The 22,436-nt window shown below is 64.1% G+C and carries 23 protein-coding genes; 15 read left to right on the top strand and 8 right to left on the bottom strand.

Going from position 1 to position 22,436, the window contains the following annotated elements; all coding sequences use genetic code 11:
- Window positions 1–36: 36 nt before the first annotated feature.
- Window positions 37–1,482, bottom strand: coding sequence for a S8 family serine peptidase (locus tag AWB78_RS43395; RefSeq protein ID WP_157697460.1), 1,446 nt, complete (start codon window positions 1,480–1,482; stop codon window positions 37–39).
- A 779-nt stretch (window positions 1,483–2,261) separates the two neighbouring features.
- On the opposite strand from AWB78_RS43395, the gene AWB78_RS11605 reads away from it, so the two are divergent.
- From AWB78_RS11605 to AWB78_RS11595, 3 genes are all read left to right on the top strand, one after another.
- Window positions 2,262–3,122 carry a MurR/RpiR family transcriptional regulator gene (locus tag AWB78_RS11605; RefSeq protein WP_062604714.1) on the top strand — a complete coding sequence of 287 codons (861 nt, stop codon included), beginning with the start codon at window positions 2,262–2,264 and terminating at the stop codon, window positions 3,120–3,122.
- Window positions 3,123–3,250: 128 nt separating this feature from the next.
- On the top strand, window positions 3,251–4,594 hold the full coding sequence (locus tag AWB78_RS11600) for an aspartate aminotransferase family protein (protein WP_062604713.1): 1,344 nt from the start codon (window positions 3,251–3,253) through the stop codon (window positions 4,592–4,594).
- 37 nt (window positions 4,595–4,631) lie between these two features.
- Complete coding sequence (locus AWB78_RS11595; RefSeq protein ID WP_062604712.1) at window positions 4,632–5,186, top strand: carboxymuconolactone decarboxylase family protein; 555 nt, start codon at window positions 4,632–4,634, stop codon at window positions 5,184–5,186.
- A 36-nt stretch (window positions 5,187–5,222) separates the two neighbouring features.
- Here the strand turns inward: AWB78_RS11595 and AWB78_RS11590 are convergent, their stop codons facing one another.
- Entirely contained in the window at window positions 5,223–6,125 is a 903-nt protein-coding gene (locus AWB78_RS11590; RefSeq protein WP_062604711.1) for a glutamate/aspartate ABC transporter substrate-binding protein, read from the bottom strand.
- 178 nt (window positions 6,126–6,303) lie between these two features.
- Here AWB78_RS11590 and AWB78_RS11585 point away from each other — a divergent pair, with 178 nt between their 5' ends.
- Together AWB78_RS11585 and AWB78_RS11580 are read left to right on the top strand one after the other, a co-directional pair.
- Entirely contained in the window at window positions 6,304–7,020 is a 717-nt protein-coding gene (locus tag AWB78_RS11585) for a glycine zipper 2TM domain-containing protein (RefSeq protein WP_062604710.1), read from the top strand.
- Window positions 7,021–7,144: 124 nt separating this feature from the next.
- A complete protein-coding gene (locus AWB78_RS11580; RefSeq protein ID WP_082883288.1) occupies window positions 7,145–7,633 on the top strand; it encodes a hypothetical protein in 489 nt (162 codons plus the stop codon).
- A gap of 374 nt (window positions 7,634–8,007) precedes the next feature.
- Here the strand turns inward: AWB78_RS11580 and AWB78_RS11575 are convergent, their stop codons facing one another.
- The 3 genes from AWB78_RS11575 to AWB78_RS11565 are packed head-to-tail and all read right to left on the bottom strand — an operon-like array spanning window position 8,008 to window position 9,938.
- Complete coding sequence (locus AWB78_RS11575) at window positions 8,008–8,394, bottom strand: hypothetical protein (RefSeq protein ID WP_062604708.1); 387 nt, start codon at window positions 8,392–8,394, stop codon at window positions 8,008–8,010.
- A gap of 18 nt (window positions 8,395–8,412) precedes the next feature.
- The gene (locus tag AWB78_RS11570; protein WP_062604707.1) at window positions 8,413–8,973 is read right to left on the bottom strand and encodes a hypothetical protein; all 561 of its coding nucleotides are present in this window, start codon (window positions 8,971–8,973) and stop codon (window positions 8,413–8,415) included.
- 29 nt (window positions 8,974–9,002) lie between these two features.
- A complete protein-coding gene (locus tag AWB78_RS11565) occupies window positions 9,003–9,938 on the bottom strand; it encodes a peptidoglycan DD-metalloendopeptidase family protein (RefSeq protein ID WP_062604775.1) in 936 nt (311 codons plus the stop codon).
- A gap of 379 nt (window positions 9,939–10,317) precedes the next feature.
- On the opposite strand from AWB78_RS11565, the gene AWB78_RS11560 reads away from it, so the two are divergent.
- Window positions 10,318–10,569 (top strand): GlsB/YeaQ/YmgE family stress response membrane protein, encoded by a 252-nt coding sequence (locus AWB78_RS11560; protein WP_062604774.1) that lies wholly within the window; start codon window positions 10,318–10,320, stop codon window positions 10,567–10,569.
- A gap of 59 nt (window positions 10,570–10,628) precedes the next feature.
- Here the strand turns inward: AWB78_RS11560 and AWB78_RS11555 are convergent, their stop codons facing one another.
- Complete coding sequence (locus AWB78_RS11555) at window positions 10,629–11,288, bottom strand: DedA family protein (protein ID WP_062604773.1); 660 nt, start codon at window positions 11,286–11,288, stop codon at window positions 10,629–10,631.
- 203 nt (window positions 11,289–11,491) lie between these two features.
- Here AWB78_RS11555 and mutL point away from each other — a divergent pair, with 203 nt between their 5' ends.
- Together mutL and miaA are read left to right on the top strand one after the other, a co-directional pair.
- Window positions 11,492–13,444 (top strand): DNA mismatch repair endonuclease MutL, encoded by a 1,953-nt coding sequence (mutL, locus tag AWB78_RS11550; RefSeq protein WP_062604772.1) that lies wholly within the window; start codon window positions 11,492–11,494, stop codon window positions 13,442–13,444.
- Entirely contained in the window at window positions 13,441–14,388 is a 948-nt protein-coding gene (miaA, locus tag AWB78_RS11545) for a tRNA (adenosine(37)-N6)-dimethylallyltransferase MiaA (protein ID WP_062604706.1), read from the top strand. The genes mutL and miaA overlap by 4 nt, the downstream gene beginning before the upstream one ends.
- A gap of 61 nt (window positions 14,389–14,449) precedes the next feature.
- Here miaA and purM read toward each other — a convergent pair whose 3' ends face one another.
- A complete protein-coding gene (gene purM / locus AWB78_RS11540) occupies window positions 14,450–15,505 on the bottom strand; it encodes a phosphoribosylformylglycinamidine cyclo-ligase (protein WP_062604705.1) in 1,056 nt (351 codons plus the stop codon).
- Between the two features lie 240 nt (window positions 15,506–15,745).
- Between purM and hda the strand changes: the two genes are divergently transcribed.
- The 7 genes from hda (at window position 15,746) to AWB78_RS11505 (ending at window position 21,400) form a co-directional block, all read left to right on the top strand.
- Window positions 15,746–16,573, top strand: coding sequence for a DnaA regulatory inactivator Hda (gene hda / locus AWB78_RS11535; protein WP_062604704.1), 828 nt, complete (start codon window positions 15,746–15,748; stop codon window positions 16,571–16,573).
- A gap of 11 nt (window positions 16,574–16,584) precedes the next feature.
- Window positions 16,585–17,271, top strand: a complete 687-nt coding sequence (locus tag AWB78_RS11530) for a histidinol-phosphatase (RefSeq protein ID WP_062604703.1) — start codon at window positions 16,585–16,587, stop codon at window positions 17,269–17,271.
- Window positions 17,264–18,832, top strand: a complete 1,569-nt coding sequence (gene pcnB / locus AWB78_RS11525) for a polynucleotide adenylyltransferase PcnB (RefSeq protein ID WP_062604702.1) — start codon at window positions 17,264–17,266, stop codon at window positions 18,830–18,832. Before AWB78_RS11530 ends, pcnB begins: the two co-directional genes overlap by 8 nt.
- 78 nt (window positions 18,833–18,910) lie before the next feature.
- Window positions 18,911–19,480, top strand: coding sequence for a 2-amino-4-hydroxy-6-hydroxymethyldihydropteridine diphosphokinase (gene folK, locus AWB78_RS11520; RefSeq protein WP_062604701.1), 570 nt, complete (start codon window positions 18,911–18,913; stop codon window positions 19,478–19,480).
- Window positions 19,477–20,157: a deoxynucleoside kinase gene (locus AWB78_RS11515; RefSeq protein WP_062604700.1), complete on the top strand. Its 681-nt coding sequence runs from the start codon at window positions 19,477–19,479 to the stop codon at window positions 20,155–20,157. Before folK ends, AWB78_RS11515 begins: the two co-directional genes overlap by 4 nt.
- A 36-nt stretch (window positions 20,158–20,193) precedes the next feature.
- Window positions 20,194–21,009 (top strand): 3-methyl-2-oxobutanoate hydroxymethyltransferase, encoded by an 816-nt coding sequence (gene panB / locus AWB78_RS11510; protein ID WP_062604699.1) that lies wholly within the window; start codon window positions 20,194–20,196, stop codon window positions 21,007–21,009.
- Window positions 21,010–21,100: 91 nt separating this feature from the next.
- Complete coding sequence (locus AWB78_RS11505) at window positions 21,101–21,400, top strand: hypothetical protein (protein WP_062604771.1); 300 nt, start codon at window positions 21,101–21,103, stop codon at window positions 21,398–21,400.
- Window positions 21,401–21,449: 49 nt separating this feature from the next.
- On the opposite strand, the gene AWB78_RS11500 is transcribed toward AWB78_RS11505, so the two are convergent.
- Window positions 21,450–22,382: a CopD family protein gene (locus tag AWB78_RS11500; RefSeq protein WP_062604770.1), complete on the bottom strand. Its 933-nt coding sequence runs from the start codon at window positions 22,380–22,382 to the stop codon at window positions 21,450–21,452.
- Window positions 22,383–22,436 lie beyond the last annotated feature (54 nt).

Raw genomic sequence — 22,436 nt, 5'->3', positions numbered from 1 at the left:
TTTCCGCAAGCCATCCGTTACTGAGAGTCACCTAAATTAAGGTATGTTGTTGACAGATGCCTCGACATCTGCTAACAGATGGGAAATTCCCGTTAACGTCTGAGGCACTATGCGCTTCGATGCGCAAAGGACTTGCTTTATGTATTGCTGGTTCACTAAATGCCGACAACCCTTTTGTCGCGCGGCTTGAATGAGCAAAGCCGCAGCCCCCGCAATTTGAGCGGTAGCAGAACTTGTTCCGCTGCCGCCCCACCAACCATCGTCTTTCTTAGTCTCATCATAATCGGGGTGCGGACGCCCCGGACGTGCCTTATCTCTTTCGCTTCGTGGCTGTGTTGGTAATACAAAATAAATCCCGTACGGTGCTGTTCCGCACAGGCCGCACACGTCTGGCACGGCTCGCCCCGGGTAATTTATACTGTTGAATTCGTGTGATAAGTCACTTTTGTGAAGATTACCTTTTGTATCGGCGTGGATACCACCCACCGATATCACCTCTGGCATTGAAGCTGGCCACGAATTTTCGGTCGCAACATTATGAAGAACGCTGGCTCGTGACCGGTTACCAGCGGCAAAAATCACGATAATGCCTTTCTCGATTGCACGTCGTATTTCGGGTTTAAGCGACGTTTCGTATGCGTTCTCATTCGCTTCGAGATAGCCCCACGAGCAACAGATGACATGCGCTCCAGAGTCAACCGCAGCCTGAAATGGTCGGTATTCAGGTGTCCAGACACCGAACTTGTAACCTAGGATTTTGGCTTTTGGGGCCACAGCGAATATGTTCCAAGCCATGGCGGTGCCGTGCCCACGGTCATCAATATCCGCGTCCGGTTCGTCAGAAGTCGGCACTGGGTGGTAACTATAGCCTTTAAAACATCGATGGCGGTAAAAGCCCGTATCAACGATAGCGACTGTTACGCCCTCCCCCGTAAGTCCGCTGGGCACCTTGAGCAACTTCGCAATCTCCGTCGGCGCCGGACTGTAGTAGCTGACTGATGGTGGGCTTCGCATCTCGTGCGCTAACTGGGCAGGCGGCGAAAACGCAGCGAATTCAAGCCCAGAATCTTCGGGGCAGTGCACGACCAGTTCGGGCGGGGCAATGAACAATCGGTGCTCGTCGAGCGGTTCATCCTCGTCCAGCGTCTCCGACTTTGAGCTCACCGTACCAGCATATTGGAGCGAAAGACTAACATTCAGAAAGTTCGTGACCAGTTCGACACTCCCTGCAGCCGAAATAGCAGACGCAAGGCGCAAAACTCGAGTAAATCCAAGATTTTCGAGGTGGCCGACGGCGGCATCAATCGCATCGGAAGCGGCCGCGCGTCCAGAAGAATAATTAAGCTGGTTGGCAGTCTGGCCCGGGCAGCCACCAGAAGGTAGCGCAAAGGTGACAAATAGGCGGTCTGCGAGCCCTAACGCTCGAACCGTCGCTCCAATCTGGCGCGTGAGAACGGTTTTCAACGGGCCAGGAACTTTCACGCCCCGTGCTTCTAACTGAGTCAGCAATGCCGTGCCATCTGACCGCCGCCATTCAAGCGGCAGAGATTCCCTTCGACCATCCTCGGGCCACCAGAACCTACGTGACGAATGGAGCTGCCGAATTTTCGTCATAACACCCTCTTCGTGAGGTGGTCGGTGATTCGGTACGGCACGAGCACTTGAGACAAAAAACCCGCGCAAGTGCTAAAAGCGTGCCGGGTTGACTTACCCTCGGTCTGTTCGCTTCCGAACCGACGGACGAAGAATTGCTGCCGGACCCAAGTTCGAAAACGACTGTAGCTGCGGGACCCTGCCACAGTTCAGGCACCTGCTGTTCATCGCCTGAATAATGCTTTGCGAATACGCCTCTTCGGTTACCGGATTAACGAAAAATCGTTGGTCAATATCGTCCGCAAGTCGTTGGGTCGCATCTGCCTCGGACGAGTCTTTCGGTTCTAACGTCGTCATCGGAAAGTTAAGTCCGACTGCCCGAATCTGCTCGAAAGTTGCGCCTTACGGTTCTTTTCAGCTTGTGCGCTCCGCGCAATTTTGGTACAAAAGGCTGGAACAAAGCGTGGCGCGGTCAGTTTTGCTAAGGTGTTGATTTTTGAGCAGGATAGCGTCGGGTGCTTCTCCGGAATGCGCTTCCCTGATTCGCCACCAGCTTCATCAAAAAGCCGCTGTTCCAAAAGGACAGCGGCTTTTTGCTTTCTCCTCCGCGCACGCCCTCCCCGTCTCGCTCATGCTTAAATAGCACGTCCGCCTCACTCGACCTGAACGTGCCCACCTTCGACCAACTCGCCGCGACCATCCGCGACCGCTTCCCCGACCTGAGCCCGCAATTCCAGGCGGGCGCCGCTTTCCTTCTCGACTACCCCGACGAAGTCGCCGTCCTCTCGATGCGCAAGGTCGCCGAGCGCGCGAAGGTGCAGCCCGCCGCGATGGTCCGTCTGTCTCAGCAACTCGGCTTTCCCGGCTGGAACGAACTGCGCGAGATCTTCGTGAGCCGCGTGCGCACGCGCCCCGAACCGCTGACGTCACGAGCGCGCTCGCTCGTGAAAGGCGGCGCCGACAATCACCTGGGCCGCGATCTCGCGCAGGCACAATCGCACAATCTCGAACTCACGCTCGCGCAAAACGCCGAAAGCGTCATCGACGCGGCCAAGACGCTGAAGAAGGCGCCGCACGTCCACGTCGCGGGCTTTCGCTCGTGCTATCCCGTCGCGTTCGGCCTGCTCTACGGCTATCGGCTGTTTCGCCCGTCCGTGAGCCTCATCTCGGGCGAAGCCGGCACGCTCGAGATGCAATTGCGCGGCATCGAGAAGCGGCACGCGACGGTCGTCGTCAGCTTCGCGCCGTATTCCGTCGAAGCGGTGCGCGTCGCGCAGGCGACCATCGAGCGCGGCGCGAAGCTCATCGCGCTCACCGACAGCGCCGTGTCGCCCATCGCGTTGAACGCGGATCACACGCTCATCTTCTCGCACGAATCGCCGTCGTTCTTTCCGTCGCTCGTGGCGGCGTCGGCGCTGGCGGAAATGCTCGTCGCGCAACTGCTCGCGCTCGAAGGCAAGGAAGCCATCGCCAATCTCGAGCAGGCCGAAGCCGCGCTGCATTCACAAGGCGCCTACGCGGCGAACTGAGCGAACCCGGTACGCGACGCCGCCCGCCGTCGCCGCTGCGATGTGCATAGCCCCATTGACAACATATGTTGCAATGGAGTTAGAATAATACATCGCGTGTTGCGCACGCACTTAAAAGGGCAGACACCATGACCACGGTATTTCATCGCGCGCCGCGCGCCACGCTTCCCGTCGCCGTGCGCGGGGACGGCATCGAAATCATCGATTCGAACGGCAAGCGCTATATGGACGCGTGCGGCGGCGCGGCCGTGTCGTGCCTCGGTCACAGCCATCCGCGCGTGATCGAAGCCATTCAGCGCCAGGTGCAGCAATTGCCTTACGCGCACACGTCCTTCTTCACGACGGAACCGGCCGAGGAACTCGCGGACCGGCTCGTCGAAGCGGCGCCGAAGAATCTCGGCCACGTGTACTTCGTGTCGGGCGGCTCCGAGGCGATGGAAGCCGCGCTCAAGCTCGCGCGCCAGTATTTCGTCGAGAAGGGCCAGCCCGAGCGCCGGCATTTCATCGCGCGCCGGCAGAGCTATCACGGCAACACGCTCGGCGCGCTCGCGATCGGCGGCAACGCGTGGCGCCGCGAGCCGTTCCTGCCGATCCTGATCGAAGCGCATCACGTCTCGCCCTGCTTCGCGTATCGCGAGCAGCAAGCGGGCGAAACCGACGAAGCCTTCGCGCAACGTCTCGCCGACGAACTCGAAGCGAAGATCCTCGAACTCGGTCCGGAGTCGGTCGCGGCATTCGTCGCGGAGACGGTCGTCGGCGCGACGGCGGGCGCGGTGCCGCCCGTGCGCGAGTACTTCCGCAAGATCCGCGCGGTCTGCGACAAATACGGCGTGCTGCTGATCCTCGACGAAGTGATGTCAGGCATGGGCCGCACGGGCTATCTCTTCGCGTGCGAGGAAGACGGCGTATCGCCCGATATTCTCGCGATCGCGAAGGGACTCGGCGCGGGCTACCAGCCGATCGGCGCGACGCTCGTGAGCAACGAAATCTTCGATACGATCGTCGGCGGCTCGGGCTTTTTCCAGCACGGTCATACCTACATCGGTCACGCGACGGCCTGCGCCGCTGCGCTCGAAGTACAGAAGGTCATCGCCGAAGACAAACTGCTCGACAACGTGAAGGCGCGCGGCGAGCAACTGCGCGCGTCGTTGCGCGAGCGGCACGCGAATCATCCTTTCATCGGCGATGTGCGCGGGCGCGGTCTCTTCACCGGCGTCGAGCTGGTGCAGGATCGCGCGAGCAAGGCGCCGTTCGATCCGAAGCTCAAGCTGCACGCGGTCATCAAGAGCGAGGCGATGAAGCGCGGCCTCATGGTCTATCCGATGGGCGGCACCGTCGATGGCCGGATCGGCGATCACGTGCTCATCGCGCCGCCGTTCATCACGACGAGCGAGCAGATCGAAACGATCGTCGCGCGGCTTTCGGATGCCATCGACGGCGCGCTTTCGGTCATCGGCGCGAAGACGGCCTGATCGTCACGCGCCTGAACCAACGAACATCGATCGAACCATGAACAAGAGACTTCCCGATTTCGACATCGCCACCGCCTCGGAAGAACAGAAGGCCGTGCTGCAGGACATATTGAGCGGGCCGCGCGGCAATCTCAACGGTCCGTTCCTCGGCTGGATCTTCAGTCCGGAGCTCGCACAGAACGCGCAGCAACTCGGTGCGTTCTGCCGCTACAAGACAGGCCTGCCGCTGCGCCTTTCCGAACTCGCGATTCTCGTGACGGCGGCGCGCTGGCGCTCGCAGGCGGAATGGCATATCCATCATCCGATCGCGCTCGATGCGGGCCTGCCCGCCGATATCGCCGAAGCGCTGCGCACGAACAAGACGCCGACCTTCGCCGACGCCGACGACAAGCTCGTCTTCGATTTCGCGACCGAGCTCTACGAAACGAAGCGCGTGAGCGATGCAACCTACGACGCCGCCGTCGCGCGCTTCGGCCATACGGTCGTGGTGAATCTCGTCGGCCTGCTGGGCTATTACGCGCTCGTCGCGATGACGCTCAATACCTTCGGGATGCGCGCCGAAGGACAAACGGATCTGCCTTTCGCCGAATGAAAAAAACCGGGCGCAGCTTCGCGCCCGGCCCGTTCGTCATTCGAACGCCTTGTCGTTCGGTTCCGCGTAGAGCTTCTTCATCGTGTCGCTCATCGGGAAATCAAAGTTGATGTTCTTCGGCGGCACGGGTTTCGTGAACCACTTGTCGTACATCGTGTTGATCTCGGGGCTCTTCATCACCTGGCTCAGCGCGTCGTCGACGAGCTTCTTGAACTCCGGATCGTCCTTCCTCATCATGAAGCCGTACGCCTCCGACGACTGCGGCGTGCCGACCAGCACCCAGTCCGAAGGCTTCGCCGTCAGCGAGCGCGTGCCCGCAAGCAGCACGTCGTCCATCATGTAGGCCACCGCGCGGCCGGTTTCGAGCGTCGCGCGCCCTTCGCCGTAGTCCTTCGCGCTGATGATGCTCATGTTCATCTTCTTCTCTTCGTTCATCTTGCGCAGGATGCGCTCCGACGTCGTGCCCTGATTCGTCACGACGGTCTTGCCCGCGAGATCCGGAAAGTCCTTGATGCCGGAATCCTTCTTCGTGAGCAGGCGCGTCGTCGCGACGAAGAACGTATCGGAGAACGCGACCTGATTCTGCCGCGACGTGAGATTGGTCGTCACACCGCATTCGAGATCGACCGTGCCGTTCTGCACGAGCGAAATGCGATTCTGCGACGTCACCGGAATGAAGCGCACGCGTAGATCAGGATGCTTCGTCTTCGCCTTGACTGCGTCGATCACCTTGTTGCACAGGTCCTGCGAAAAACCGACGACGTTGTTGCTCGCATCGACATACGAGAACGGCACCGACGTCTCGCGATGGCCGATCGCGATCAGATTGACGTTCTGCACCTTCGCCAGCGTCGACTGACCGTCCTGGCCGTAGCTCGCCCCCGTGACGAGCGAAAGCGCGGCAAGCGCCAGAGTGGATGCGAGCGGCTTGAATTTCATGGCTTCCTCTTTTCGTGTGGAATGATACATATGTTGCCATCGAAAAAATTAACGCAACATGTGTATTCACCCTAGGCCGGCCGTCTTGCGATTTTTGCTTACAAATGTCACAGCAACCGCGTCCACCGCGCACGTTGCGCGGCGTTATAGCTAGCAGGCATCCACAGGAGTCGCTGCCATGAACGCCGTTCCCGAGATTCAAACGAAGCCGTCCCGCATTCATCCGCTCGTCGCGGCGGCCGCCGTATCGGTCATCCTCGCGTGCGGCACGGGCGTCGCGGCCATGACAGGTCTGCTGCCGTCGTCGAAAGCGACGGCCACGACGGTCACCGCTTCGCCGCTCGTCGATGCGCAGGTCGTGAAGACGCAAGCGGTGACGCAGGCTTCGCAGCCCGTGACGCAAGCGTCGCAGCCCGTCTCGCAGGCATCGCAGCCCGCGGCCGCGACGCAACCGGCTGCATCCTTGCCGCGCGCCGTGCGTGGGCATCATCCGACGCCGGTGCGCCGCCCCGCGCCCGTTCAGGAAAACGCTTCGTACACGCCGCCTCCCGCGCCCGCCTACGATCCCTACGCCGGCGAAGTGACGGCCGTCAACGCCGTGCAGACCGCGCAGCCGACGACCGGCCTCGGCGCGATCGGCGGCGCGGTGGTCGGCGGCCTCGCGGGCACGCAGATCGGCAATGGCCGCGGACGCACGGCGGCGACGATCATCGGTGCGATCGGCGGCGGGCTCGCGGGCAATCAGATCGAACACGTGGTTCACAAGGCGACGACCTATCAGGTGCAGGTCCGCATGAACGACGGCAGCGTGCGCAACTTCAACTATGAGGCCGCGCCCGGCGTGGCGGTCGGCCAGAAGGTGCACGTGTCCGGCGAGACGCTGACGCCCGCGTGAGCGCCCTAATTCACCGCTCATTTTCCGCTGCGATGATGCTTGCGACGTCAAACGCATCAACACGCATCCGGCGGCGCGGCGAACCGCCGCCGCGTACGCGAGAACCTTCTTTGGGAGCACTGTCGTGAAGAGGAAATCGACGAACATGAAATCCGCCCGTCCCGCGATGTCGCCGCTGCTGCGCGCGCTGACGTACAACCGCACGGCGCGCGAACCGATGATCGACGCGATGTTGCTGCGATGCTACGTGGCGCTCGACGCGTTTCATCGCGGGCACGGCTCGCACGCGCTCTTCATGGCGCTGTGCCGTCACATGCTGGTCGCGGAGGAGTTGTGCCAGCTCGGTCATGCGCCGGATGACGAGAACGACATCACGCTCGCGCACGAAGCGCTGGTCGAGCTGGATGCGCGCCACTCGGCCGAAGGCGCCTGGACGCTCGATGAAGGCGAGCACGCGCGGCTCTGCACGGCGCTCGCCGTCCTCGCGGCGCAACTGCAAGACGCGACGCTCGAACACATCGCAGAGGCGGAAGCGCGCATGGTCACGCAATCGCTCGTCGCGGCGAACATGCGCTCGGGCGTCGGGACGCAAGCGGTGTCGTCCGTTGGCTAAAAGCCACGCCTGAGATCAGGGCTTTCCCCTAATACGCTTATCATTCTGCGAATGTGTTTGCGAGCGTACATTCCGAGAAATCGACGTTGGCAATACTTATTCCAGCGCACGGGGGGAAGCAGCAAAACGCGCTGAGAGACCGAAAAACAGGATGGGCGGCACTCGGCCGGGTCGTGGGTAAAAGCAGAGCGCAACAATAAAAACACAGCGCGAGCTTTTGCCAACGGCGCGGCGAGTCGCAGGCGAAGGAAGCCGGCGTCCCGACAACGAAGTTCAAAAGCCGGCATTCGCCGGCTTTTTCTTTTGCCTCGCCGGAACGCGTTGCACGGTTCGGCGAGTGAACCGGTCGCGGCGCTGAATGGCGGCTGAACGGATCAGCGGATACAGGCGAACAACGTACGCGCGCATTGCGCGCACCAGTGACGCGATACCGTGCCGGGACGGGCGTCCCACTCGTGGCCGTATGCGCATCGCCAGGTGAGCGGCGTCGCGGCGTCCACGTAGCGGCGCGAAAGCAGCGCGCCGCCGCGCACCTCCGCCAGTTCGCGCAGGCGCCTCGTCTCTCTCTCGCGCCGCTCCGCCGTGCAGTTCATACAGCGCACGTTGTGCTCGACGTCGAGCGCTTTGTCCCAGCTATGACCGCGGCCGCACTCCCAGCGTATCGACAGAGGCTCGCCGCCATCCTCGAACGCCTGATCGCGATAGCGCGACGCTTCGTCCATCAGACGGAGACGCGTATCGCAGATGACAGAATCGTTCATGGTTCGTGAGCGGATGAATCAGCGCTGGCCGCCGCGGATCGCTTCGGAACGCGATGTGGTCACGACCGTGCCGTCGGGCCCGAAGTGCGCGTTGAACATCGCGTCCTGATTCACGCCATCCTCCAGCCAATGCCAGCTCCAGACGCGCTCCTTCTTCAGGCGATATTCCGCGACCTCGGTCGGCTTGCCGAGCAGGCGGCGGGCTTCGTCCATCGTCATGCCAGGCCGCACCTTCGCGAAATTCTCGGCGGTGAGCACTTGCGTCACGGAAACGAAGAGACCGTCGGAGTCGATATCGACCATGTAGGTGTTCGTTCCGGCCGGGCCGCGCGGATATTCGAGGCGCTTCGATCCGTCCGTGAACTTGCGCTCCATTTCCGGCTCGCCCATCTGTTCGCGGATCTGCGCCTCGGTCGTCACGCCCGGCTGCAGATTCTTCAGCAGCAGGTTGTCCGGCTTCACCGCATTGAAAAATGCCTTGAGCTTGTTCAAGCCTTCCTCGCTCTGCTGCTGATCGCAGCCGGTTAACGGCAGCGCCAGCGACGCCGCGGCCAGCGCGGCGAACACGATCTTCCTCACCTTGGACTCCCTTCGTGCCGGCGGACGAATCAGCCGCCCGCCGCGCTGAGCAGCGGCACCGGATCGACGGCCGCGCCGGATTTTCTCACTTCGAAATGCAATGCCGGCGTGCCGCTCGGGCCGGTGCCCATGTCCGCGATCGTCGCGCCCTGCTTGACGGTGTCGCCTTCCTTCACGAGCAGCTTTTCGTTGTACGCGTAGGCGGTCAGATAGTCGTTGCTGTGCCTGACGATGATCATGCGCCCGTAGGAACGCAAGCCGCTGCCGGCGTACACCACCTTGCCCGACGCCGCCGCCTTGACCGGCTGTCCGACCTTGCCCTCGATATCGATGCCCTTGTTGCCGCTCGTGCCGAACTTGCGCACGACTTCTCCGTGCGCGGGCCAGACGAAGGTGCCCTTGGGCGCGGTGGCGGCGACCGCGGGTTGACGCTCTTCGGCCGCCGCGGGCTTCTCCGCCACGGGTTTCTCCGCCACGGGTTTCTGGGCCGCCGATTTCTCCGGCGTAGGCAAAAGCGGCGGCTGCGCCATCTTCGATGTCGCGGGGGCCACGGCGGCGGTGCTCGCCGCCGATGCGCCCGGCGGCACGACGCGCAACGTCTGCCCGATGTTCACCTGCTTGCTTTCCGGCAGATTGTTCCACTTGGCCAGATCGGCGGGCTTCTGGTTGAAGGTGCGCGCGATGCCGTAGAGCGTATCGCCCGGTTTCACACGATAAAACCCCGGCGCGACAGGCGCGGCGGCCGTCGGGCCGGGCGCGATCAGCGGCGCCGGCGTGACGTCCGGCGGCGTGACCTGCGCGACCGGCGGCGCATTCAGCGCCGAATTCTCGACGATCGGCGCCGGCGTGCGCGGCGTCGATGTGCATCCCGCCAATCCCGCGACTACCCCCGCCACGATCGCCGCGCAGGCGACCGTCCCCTTGGATCCGAAACCTTTCTTGTGCATCACCACCCGCTCTCTCATGCTTGTCGTCTTGAACTTTTTCACTCTGTCGGCTGCGTCTTGCGCCGCGTTTCCGCTCGTCCTGCGAAACACCCAATTTCTAAGAAAACACCACCCCGCCAGCATAAAACATTACAGACGCAAATTCGTCCGAGTGACCTAAACGACACACTTCGGACATTGCCGAGGAAACCCTTTGGCATTCTAAATTTTTGACGTACACCGCGGCGCCCATGCGCCGCCGATCGCGCGACGGACGGATGCCTCCCGGCATCGACAATCCTTGACGGTTGCCGCGCCCGTCCGACGGTCATTTCCGCTACATTCCCCGCGCCCGGATGAAGGTTCCGCCTGCATCCCGCAACTCAACATCTCACAGGAGTCTCATCGTATGCACCTCATGCAACACGGCATCATCCTCAGCCTGATCATCGGCGGCGTAGCCGGCTGGCTCGCCGGCCTCATCATGAACGGCAGCGGCTTCGGCGTGATCGTCGACATCATCGTCGGCATCGTCGGCGGCGTGATCGGCGGATGGCTCTTCGGCACCCTCGGCATCTCGTTCGGCGGCGGCATCCTCGGCACGCTGATCACCGCCGTGATCGGCGCGGTGCTGCTGCTGTTCATCATCCGCCTGTTCCGCCGCGGCTAAGGTCGCTTCAGGACGCCCGCGCGGCGCCGCACGGCGACCGCGCGAGCATCGGCTCATCCTCAAGCCTTCGAATTGCGACGGCTCATCTTCCACAACGCGCCGATCGCGATCGGCACGACCGCCGCACCGATCCCCACCAGCACGATCACGTTCAGATACTGCTTGATGAACGGAATGTTGCCGAAGAAATAGCCGAGCAGCACCAGCAGCAGCACCCAGATCAGCGCGCCCATGATGTTGAAGAGCTGAAAGCGCGTGTGGCTCATCGACGACACCCCCGCGACGAACGGCGCAAACGTGCGCACCACCGGCACGAAACGCGCGATCACGATGGTCTTGCCGCCGTGCTTCTCATAGAAGTTATGCGTCTTTTGCAACGCGGCGCGGTCGAGAAAGCGCTCGAGCACGGGAATGTTCGTGTCGAAGACCTTCGGCCCGATCGCGCGGCCGATCCAGTAATTCACCGTGTTGCCGGATATCGCCGCGATGAGCAGCAGCGCGATCAGCGCGAACAGATCCATCTCGTGCGATGCGGCAAACGCGCCGCCGATGAAAAGCAGCGAATCGCCCGGCAGAAACGGAAACACGACGAGCCCGGTTTCGCAGAACACGATCAGGAACAATACCGCGTAGACCCAGGCGCCGTAATGCTGGATGAAGACCCCGAGCGACTTGTCTATGTGAAGGATGAGTCCCAGGAATTGCAGCAGCGTGTCCAAAAAGCTTTCCTCGAAAAAAATTGCGCCGACGCCGGGAAAACCGGCGCGCGGCATGAAATATGGGAGTCGCGCCATGATACCGAAGTGACGCGTCGCACCGGTTAAAAACCCGCATCGAGGCGCCGTTGCGCGCCGCGTTGGCGGACATGGACGGATGGCGGGCGCGCGACGGACGGCGGCTTGCGAATCGCTATAATTTCGCCATGGCCGATCTCAACGAACCCTCCGCCGGCGCTTTGACAGCCGACGGCGCGCGCCGTTCGCGCGTCATTGCCCCGCTGCCCGACCAGCTCATCAGCCAGATCGCCGCGGGCGAAGTGGTCGAGCGGCCGGCGTCGGTCGTCAAGGAACTGCTGGAAAATGCGCTCGACGCGGGCGCGACGACCCTGCGCATCACGCTCGACGAAGGCGGCGTGAAGCGCATCGTGGTCGCCGACGACGGCTGCGGCATCCCGCCGAACGAACTCGCGCTCGCGCTGATGCGCCATGCAACCAGCAAGATTCGCTCCCTCGCCGATCTCGAAGCCGTCGCCACGCTCGGGTTTCGCGGCGAGGCGATCGCCTCGATCGCGTCCGTAGCCGAGCTGTTCATCACGAGCCGCACCGAAAGCTGCCCGCACGCGACGCGCATCGACGCGCAGACGGGCGCGCTCTCGCCCGCCGCGGGCACCGTCGGCACGACGATGGAAGTGCGCGAGCTGTACTTCAACACGCCCGCGCGCCGCAAGTTCCTGAAAAGCGAGCAGACCGAGCTCGGGCATTGCCTCGAAGTGATTCGCCGCACCGCGCTCGCGCGGCCGGATGTCGCGATTTCGGTGATGCACAACGGCAAGGCCGTCGAGCACTGGAACGCGAGCGACCCGCAGACGCGCGTCGCGAAGATTCTCGGCGAGGTGTTCGAAACCTCGCATCTGCCGCTCGACGAGCGCGCCGGGCCGCTCGCCGTGTATGGCTGCGCGGGCTTGCCGACCGCCAGCCGCGGCCGCGCGGATCAGCAGTATTTCTTCGTGAACGGCCGCTTCGTGCGCGACAAGCTGCTCACGCACGCCGTGCGCGCCGCCTATGAAGACGTGCTGCACGGCAATCGCTATCCGGCCTACGTGCTGTTTCTCGATCTGCCGCCCGAGTCGGTCGATGTGAACGTGCATCCGTCGAAGATCGAAGTGCGCTTTCGCGATTCGCGCTCGATTCACCAGTACGTCTTCCATGCGGTGCAGCGCGCGCTCGCGCGGCACGCGGGCGCTTCGCCGGAGACGACATCGGGCGGGCACGCGGCGCAGTTGCAGCCCACCGGGCCGGCGTCGTTCAGTGCGAAGCCGTTCGTCGGCGCGCCGGACACGCTCACGCTGAAGAGCGAGAACGGCACCTCGTGGATGCGCCAGTCGCGCATGACGCAAGGCACGCTGCCGGTCGCGCAGCCGCTCGCGCTGTATGACGCGCTCTTCGGCCGCAAGGATGTCGGCGCGGGCACGCAAAGCGCGACGACGACTATCGACGCGCCTTATCCGACATTCGACGAGAAACCATCGGCGCCGCTCATGGCGAACGACAGCGCGCTCGATCACGCCGATGAACAACCGCTCGGCTTTGCCGTCGGCCAGATTCACGGCATCTACGTGCTGGCGCAGAACGCGCGCGGGCTCGTGATCGTCGACATGCACGCCGCGCACGAGCGCATTCTCTACGAGCAGTTCAAGCACGCCCTAGCCGATCGCGCGATCGCCGTGCAGCCGCTTCTGATTCCCGTGTCGATGACGGCGGAGCCGGTCGAGATCGGCATAGTCGAGGAAGAGCGCGACACGCTCGATGCGCTCGGCTTCGATCTCGCCGTGCTTTCGCCGACTTCCATCGCGATCCGCGCCGTGCCCGCGCTGCTGAAGGACGCCGATCTGCAATCGCTCGCGCGCGCCGTGCTGGCCGATCTGCACGCATACGGCGGCTCGCGCGTGCTCACCGAGCGCCAGCACGAACTGCTCGGCACGCTCGCCTGCCACAACGCGGTGCGCGCGAACCGCCGGCTCACGCTCGACGAGATGAACGCGCTGTTGCGCCAGATGGAAGCGACCGAGCGCGCCGATCAGTGCAATCACGGCCGTCCGACGTGGTATCAGCTCACGCTCGCCGATCTCGACCGCCTTTTCATGCGCGGACAATGAGCGATTCCGCCTTGCCTGTGGCCTGTCTCCTCGGGCCGACCGCATCGGGAAAGACGGCGGCGGCGCTCGCGTTCGCGGCGCGGCATCCGGTCGAGATCGTCAGCGTGGATTCGGCGCTCGTCTATCGCGAGATGGATATCGGCACGGCCAAGCCGAGCGCCGCGGAGCGCGCGGCGGCACCGCATCATCTGATCGACATCATCGATCCGGCCGACACGTATTCCGCCGCGCAGTTTCGCGCGGATGCGTTGCGGCTCGTCGGCGAGATCGTCGCGCGCGGCAACGTGCCCTTGCTCGTCGGCGGCACGATGCTGTACTACAAGGCGCTCACGCAAGGGCTGAACGATCTCCCCGGCGCCGATGCCGATGTGCGCGCCGCGCTCGACGCCGACGCCGCCCGCGACGGCTGGCCCGCGCTGCATGCGCGGCTCGCGGCGGTCGATCCGGCGACGGCCGCGCGTCTCGCGCCGAACGATTCGCAGCGCATCCAGCGCGCGCTCGAAATCTTCATGCTGAGCGGGCAGCCGATGTCCGCGTTGCTCGCGGCGCCGCGTTCCCAGGACGCGGATGCGCCGTATCGCTTCGTGCCGGTCGCGCTGGAGCCTTCGGATCGCGCGGTGCTGCATGCGCGCATCGCCGCGCGCTTCGATGCGATGCTCGCGCACGGTTTCATCGACGAAGTTCGCGCGTTGCGTGCTCGCGGCGATCTGAATCTGTCGATGCCGTCGATGCGTTGCGTGGGCTATCGGCAAGCGTGGGAATACCTCGACGGCGCGACGAACTACGACGACATGCGCGACAAGGGCGTGTTCGCGACGCGGCAGTTGTGCAAGCGGCAGTTGACGTGGTTGCGGGCGATGCCGGAGAGAATCGTGGTGGATTGCTGCGCGGGGGACGCGACGGAGCGGGCGGTGGAGGCGGTGGAGCGGATAACGCGTCCATAGCCCCCCAAAACAAAAAACCCTCGCACTCGGCGAGGGTTTTTTACTGTACGGCCCGGCAATATCAGACCACTACCGTCTGCGCTTCGCCTTCCTTGCTCTCGCGCACGACGCCGATCTTCCACACCTGCTCGCCCGCGCCGGACAGCAATCCGGTAGCCGCATCGGCATCTTCCGCCGCCACGATCACCGCCATCCCGATGCCGCAGTTGAACACGCGATGCATCTCCGCGTCCGCGACGCCGCCATGCTTCTGCAGCCACGCAAAAAGCGGCGGCAGCGGCCACGCGCGATGATCCAGCTCGGCCGTCAGGCCTTCGCGCAGCACGCGCGGAATGTTCTCGACCAGACCGCCGCCCGTGATGTGCGCCATGCCCTTCACCGTCACGCTCTGCATCGCCGAAAGCAGCGGCTTCACGTAGATGCGCGTGGGTGCCATCAGCGCGTCCGCCAGCGTGCGGCCATCGAAATCGGCGTTCAGATCCGGATTCGCGCGCTCGATGATCTTGCGCACGAGCGAATAGCCGTTCGAATGAATGCCGCTCGACGCGAGACCCAGCACGACATCGCCCGGCTTGATCGTGCTGCCGTCGATGATCTTGCTCTTTTCCACCGCGCCGACCGCGAAGCCCGCGAGATCGTACTCGCCGTCCGGGTACATGCCCGGCATTTCCGCCGTTTCGCCGCCGATCAGCGCGCAACCGGCCAGCTCGCAACCCTGCGCGATGCCCTTCACGACGTCCGCGGCCGTGTCGACATCCAGCTTGCCGCACGCGAAATAATCCAGGAAGAAGAGCGGCTCGGCGCCCTGCACGAGGATATCGTTCACGCTCATCGCGACGAGATCCTGGCCGACGGTGTCATGTTTGTTCAGCGTGAACGCCAGACGCAGCTTCGTGCCGACGCCGTCCGTACCCGACACCAGCACCGGCTCCTTGTACTTCTTCGGCACCTCGAAGAGCGCGCCGAATCCGCCGATGCCGCCCAGCACGCCGTCGCGCAACGTCTTCTTGGCAAACGGCTTGATGCGATCGACGAGCGCGTCGCCCGCGTCGATGTCCACGCCCGCGTCGCGATACGACAAACCTTGGGCGTCAGAGGCGGATTTCGGTTGATTCATGGAGGGGAGTGCTCGAAGGTCGGTAAAATGCGATTTTACCCGATGATGACCGGCCAACCGGATTTCCCGCGCGCGGGAAACACCGTGAAGGCGCCCTTTTCGGGATAAAGACGGATCGAGCGGCCGACCGCGTGACGAGGGCAAGAAGCGGCCGAAGGCAGCTTCGCGCGCCACGGCCCGGCTGATCCGTTCATTTTCAAGATATTACCCGGCTCGAAGCCCCGACGAAATCGATCTCCCGTGCAACGCCAACTGACGCTCGATCTGGGCACGCCGCCGCCCGCCACCTTCGACAATTTTTTTGCCGCCGGCAACCATGAACTGGTCGCGCGGCTGCGCGAGCTCGAAGGCGCGCTCGCGGCCGGGCCGGTCGCGGACCGCACGTTCTACGTGTGGGGCGAGCCGGGCAGCGGCCGCAGCCACTTGCTGCAGGCGCTCACGCACGAGGCGAACGGCCACGCGCGCTATCTGAGCCCGCAAAGCGCGCTCAACGCATTCGGCTTCGATCCGCGCGTGACGCTCTACGCCGTCGACGATTGCGACCGCCTGTCGCCGGCGCAGCAGATCGCGCTCTTCAATCTCTTCAACGAAGTCCGCGCGTATCCGACGAGCGCGCTCGTCGCGACCGGCAACGACGCGCCGCTCGCGCTCACCGTGCGCGAGGACCTGCGCACCCGGCTCGGCTGGGGTCTCGTGTTCCATCTGCAGCCGCTTTCGGACGACGCGAAGGCGTCGGTGCTGAAGCACGCGGCGCGCGAGCGCGGCATCGTGCTCGCCGACGACGTGCCGGGCTATCTGCTCACGCACTTCCGCCGCGACATGCCGAGCCTGATGGCCCTGCTCGACGAGCTCGACCGCTTCTCGCTGGAGCAAAAGCGCGCGGTGACGCGCCCGCTCCTGCGCGCGATGCTGCAGCAGACCGGCCGCGCGGCGCCGCTCGTCCCCGTGACCTCGCCGGAGCACGCAACCGATGCGCCGACCGATACACCGGCCGACCTCCTCGGCGATCCGCCCGGCCCCGAATCCAGCCCGGCCACGCCGGACAACGCTCCGACCCGCTTCAAGTAAAATGCGCACCCATGAACCTCGCCCTCTTTGATCTCGATCACACGCTCATTCCCACCGACAGCGACCACGAATGGGGCCGCTTCATGGTGAAGCTCGGCATCGTCGAGGCGGAATCCTTCGCGCGTCAGAACGACGCCTTCTACGCCGACTACAAGGCAGGCGTGCTCGACATCAACGCGTATCTGCACGCGATGCTCGCGCCGCTCGCGAAATACTCGCGCGAGCAGCTCACCGACTGGCACGCGCAGTTCATGCGCGAGGTGATCAATCCGCGCATCGTGCCGGCGGCCGTCACGCTGGTGCGCGAGCATCAGGACAACGGCGATCTCTGCTGCCTCGTCACCGCGACCAACGCGTTCATCACCGCGCCGATCGCGGAAGCCTTCGGCATCGAAACCCTGATCGCGTGCGAAGTGGAGACCGTCGACGATCATCCGCATGGCGCGCTCACCGGGCGGCCGAGCGGCACGCCGAGCTATCGCGAAGGCAAGATCGTGCGCGTCGAAGCATGGCTCGCGTCGCTCGGCAAGACGCTCGACGACTTCAAGCACAGCTATTTCTACAGCGACTCGCACAACGACATTCCGCTGCTCGAGCGCGTCACCGACCCCGTCGCCACCAATCCCGACGACACCCTGCGCGCGCATGCGCAAGCCAAAGGCTGGCGCATCCTGAATCTCTTCGACACACGTGATTAAAAAACTCATCCGCAAGCTGTTCGGGCAAGACAGCGCCGATTCGATCGAAGGCGCGGCCAACGACAATCCGACTGCTTCCTCCGAAGCCAAACCCGCCCGCAAAAGCCCGCGCAAGAAAGCCGCCGCGACTATGAGGCGCGACCCGAACGTGCCGGTCATCTTGTCGTCGGACATTCATGGCATCGATCCGTCGCTGATCTCGAAGAACGCGATTCGCGTGACCGAAGGCTTGCAGCAGGCCGGGCACCGCGCGTTCATCGTCGGCGGCGCGGTGCGCGATCTCCTGCTCGGCGTCGCGCCGAAGGATTTCGACGTCGCCACCGACGCCACGCCGGATCAGGTGCAGAAGCTCTTTCGCCGCGCGCGCATCATCGGACGGCGCTTTCAGATCGTGCACGTGCAGTTCGGGCAGGAGATCATCGAGACCTCCACGTTCCGCGCGCTCATGGATGTCCCGCCCGAGCCTTCCGCCGAACCGCCGCGACGGCTCAAGCGCGGCGAGCTCGACGGCCGCACGCATGCCGTCGATGCGAGCGGGCGCGTCCTGCGCGACAACGTCTGGGGCGAGCAGCACGAAGACGCCACGCGCCGCGATTTCACCATCAACGCGATGTACTACGATCCGGCCACGCAAACCGTGCTGGACTATCACGACGGCATGGCCGACATCCGCGCGCGCCTGTTGCGCATGATCGGCGATCCGACAACGCGCTATCGCGAAGATCCGGTGCGCATGCTGCGCGTCGTGCGCTTCGCGGCGAAGCTCGGCTTCGAGATCGACGAAGCCACGCGCGCGCCCATCCAGGATCTCGCCGACCTGATGAACAACGTGCCGGCTGCGCGCCTCTTCGACGAGATGCTGAAGCTGCTGCTGTCCGGCCATGCGCTCGCGTGTCTCACGCGTCTGCGTCAGGAAGGCCTGCATCACGGCGTGCTGCCCTTGCTCGATGTCGTGCTCGAGCAGCCGCACGGCGAGAAGTTCGTGACGCTCGCGCTGACCAGCACCGATGAACGCGTGCGCGCGAACAAGCCGGTGTCGCCGGGCTTCCTGTTCGCCACGCTCTTGTGGCACGACGTGCAGACGCGCTGGCAGCAATTCACGGCGAACGGCGAATATCCGGTGCCCGCGTTGCATCGCGCGATGGACGACGTGCTCGACATGCAGACCGAAAAGCTTGCGATCCACAAGCGCTACTCGTCGGACATGCGCGAGATCTGGGGTCTTCAGCATCGGCTGGAAAAGCGTGGCCGCAGCGCGCTGAAGCTGCTCGAACACCAAAGATTCAGAGCGGGGTATGATTTCCTGCTACTGCGTTGCGAATCGGGCGAGCTCGATGCGGCCATCGGTCAATGGTGGGGCGATTTCATCGACGGCGATCACGCCGCGCGCGAAGCGATGTTGTCGCAAGGCGGCAAGGACCGCAGCGCGCCAAAGAAGCGGCGCCGTCGCAGCAACGCGAAGCGTCGCACGGGCGAGCCGGCGGAGCAGACCGCGCAAGCAGACCAGGGCGACGCGGAATCCAGTGCGGCGAACAAGCGCGAAGGCGCCGACAACGAATAACGCCGGTTTTGGTTACAGTAGCGAAGAGCGATTTCGCTTTCCCGCTTTTCGCTGTGACCCACGCGTAGGACTTCTGCCATGACGATTGCTTATCTGGGCCTGGGAGCGAATCTCGGCGATGCGCGCCAGACCCTGAAAGACGCAGTCGTGTGTCTCGCCCAGCAGCACACGATCACCGTGCTCGCGAAATCGAGCCTCTATCGCACCGCGCCGATCGATGCATCGGGCGACGATTATTTCAATTGCGTCGTCAAGCTCGAGACGAGCCTGCCCGCCCGATCGCTGCTGCGTCTGTGTCATCACATCGAGTTGCAGTTCGGGCGCGAGCGGCCGTATCGCAATGCGCCGCGCACGCTCGATCTCGATATCCTGCTGTACGGCGCATCGAGCATCGACGAAGCGGATCTCGTCGTGCCGCATCCGCGCATGACCGAGCGCGCCTTCGTGCTCGTGCCGCTCGTCGAGCTCGAGCCCGATCTCATCCTTCCTCAACGCGGCCGCGCGGATGCGTTCATCGCGGGCGTTGCCGATCAGCGCATCGAGAAGGTTGCCACGTGTCAGTGCATGGTCGGTACGCAGGCGCGCGGCACGAGCGCCGACGCGAACCCGACTCCCCCCGCCTCTTCCAACAAGACAGACTGCCGATGAGCGTTCCGCCACTCACCGTCACCGCGCCGCAGTTGCGGCCGCCGCACCGCTATATCGCGATCGAAGGTCCGATCGGCGTCGGCAAGACCACGCTCGCGACGCTGCTCGCCGAACGCTGGTCGATGCGCACGCTCTTCGAGCGCCCGCAGGACAATCCGTTTCTCGAGCGCTTTTACCGCGACACCACGCGGCACGCACTCGCCACGCAGTTGAGCTTCGCGTTGCAGCGCGCATCGCAGACGAAGGAAGCCGCCGATATCGTCACGAGCGGCGCCACGTTGATGACGGACTTCCTCACGCAAAAGAGCGAGCTTTTCGCGCGCCTCACACTGCCGGACGACGAGTTCCAGTTGTACAGGGACATCGCCTCGCACATTCGTTCGAGCGGGCCCGCGCCCGATCTCGTCATCTATCTGCAGGCGAGCCCGGAAGTGCTGTTCTCGCGCATTCAGAAACGCGCGCTGCCCATGGAATTGCAGATTTCGGATTCGTATCTGCGCGCGCTCTGCGATGCTTATAACGAGTTCTTCTATCACTACGACGCAACGCCGTTGCTCACGGTGAACGCCGAGCACCTGAACCCGCTTGCATCGGATGAAGATCTTGCGCTGCTGGTCGAGCGCATCGAGACCATGCGCGGACGCAAGGAATTCTTCGTCAAAGGCGTATCGGTCTGAACTCGTCTCCCGGCTACTCTCTCTAGTGAAACGATCATGACGTATCTGCAGGAAACGAATCGCTCGACGATCACCGTCCCCAAGCTCCAGGCCATGCGCGAGGCGGGCGAACGCATCGTGATGCTGACATGCTACGACGCGAGCTTCGCCGCGCTGCTCGAGCGCGCGGGCGTCGACGTCATGCTGATCGGCGACTCGCTCGGCAACGTGCTGCAAGGTCACGGCACGACGCTGCCCGTCACGCTCGCCGACATCGCGTATCACACGGCGTCGGTCGCGCGCGGCAACAAGAGCGCGCTCATCGTCGCGGACATGCCGTTCGGCACCATCGGCTCGAAGGAAGATGCCTACGCGAACGCCGTTGCGCTGATGCGCGCGGGCGCGCAGATGGTCAAGATCGAAGGCGGCGAATGGCTCGCGGAGACGGTGCGCTTTCTGGTCGAGCGCTCGATTCCGGTGTGCGGTCACGTGGGGCTCACGCCGCAATCGGTGCATGCGTTCGGCGGCTTCAAGGTGCAGGGCAAGTCCGAAGCGGCCGCCGAGCAGATGAAGCGCGACGCCATCGCGCTGCAGGAAGCGGGCGCGCAACTGCTCGTGATCGAAGCGGTGCCGACGTTGCTCGCACGCGAAGTCACGCAAGCGCTCGCGATTCCGACGATCGGCATCGGCGCGGGCATCGACTGTTCCGGGCAAGTGCTCGTGCTGCACGACATGCTCGGCATCTTCCACGGCAAGCGGCCGCGCTTCGTCAAGGATTTCATGCAGGGCCAGCCGAGCATCTTCGCAGCCGTCGAAGCGTATGTGCGCGCGGTGAAGGAAGGCAGCTTTCCCGGTCCCGAGCACACGTTCTGAGCGCCGGGCGCGCTCTGCGTTTTCTCGTACATACTGGCGAGCTTCTTGCGCATAGGCTTGCCAATAGTCACCGGCAAAAGCGAGAATGATCATGTGGCACGCCCTCCCCGATGAATACGTCCGGGCGCAACTGGCGGTCGGCTCGCTCGTCGCGCTGGGCGTCGCGCGCGTGGTGGCCGCCGGCATCGGCGCTCAGCAAGGCTGGCGCATCTCGTCGGTGACGCGCTGGTTCATCGGCGCGGCGGTTGTTTTCTGCCTGCCGCAGTTGCTCGAAGTGATCTTCATCGCCGATTCGCATACGGCGTTCGTCGAGCTGCAGGGCAAGATCGTCGGCTGCGCGGTGGCGCTTTTTTGCGCGCCGATCGTCAGTCACAGACTCGGGTACGAATAAGCGCGCTGCCACTTGTTTCGCCATCCAGATCAGCACGGCGGCTCGCGCATCAATTCACGAGCGCCGCCCCCGGCACGCTGTGCGACAGCACCGCCGCTGCCACGAAAACACCCGCCATCGTCACCGCTTCGATCCGGATCACGTTGATGACCGTGTGGGCGTCCATCGTCGATGCCGAGCGTTGCAGGCGCGGCAGCCCCGACCATCGATTGAGCGCGCCGAACGCGAGCGCCGCCGCAATCAGCACGATTTTCACGATCAGCGCGTGACCCCATGCGCTCGCGGTCAGCACCGAAGGCGAGCCGCCGATGCCGCGCCACGCATTGAAGATGCCCGTCAGGACGACGAACGCAACGGCGATCGTCGCCGTGCGCGACATCCGCGCGACCGTGCGGATCAGGAACGCGCGCGCCACCGACGTATCGAGCGCCGGCAACACGAACGCCCCCGCGATCACGATGCCGCCCCATACGCCCGTCGCGAGCAGATGAAGCGTCTGGACCGCTTCGGCAACGGAGAACGTGCCCGCATCGGCGGCATGGCCGATCGCCGACTTGCCCGCCGCGACGATCAGCGCGGCGAGCCCCGCCCATCCGATCCGCGAAGCCGATAGCGGACCGCCGCCCGCCGCCGCCAACGACAACAGCACGCTGCCCGCCAGCGCGACCGACCAGCCGATGCCCGCATGCGTGCCCGTCGCGACGAGCCACAGCGACGCGCCCGCGTCGGCGAGCGGCGCGCCGCTCATCGCCGCCGACTGCAGCCACAACGAAACTAAATTGCACAGCATCAGAGCCGCCGCAGCGGCCAGGCCGCCTCGCGCCGCGCGCCGCCAGCCGAGCCGCGCGGGCGACACGGGAGCGAACGCCTGTTCGCGGGACAGCCACGCGTTCAGGAGCAACGCGCCGAGCGCAGTTGCAAAGGCGATGTCGGCAAGCGCCGCGAACGCGGTTTGAGCCAACCAGAGAGGATCGTCGTTCATCATGCGGAACGGGTCGCGGCGTGAATGCCGCTTGCGGAAACGGGGGTCATCGAG

Source organism: Caballeronia calidae, assembly GCF_900044055.2.
Classification (GTDB): domain Bacteria; phylum Pseudomonadota; class Gammaproteobacteria; order Burkholderiales; family Burkholderiaceae; genus Caballeronia; species Caballeronia calidae.
Note: the sequence above shows the minus strand (reverse complement) of the source record. Positions and strands in the feature narration are given on the sequence as shown.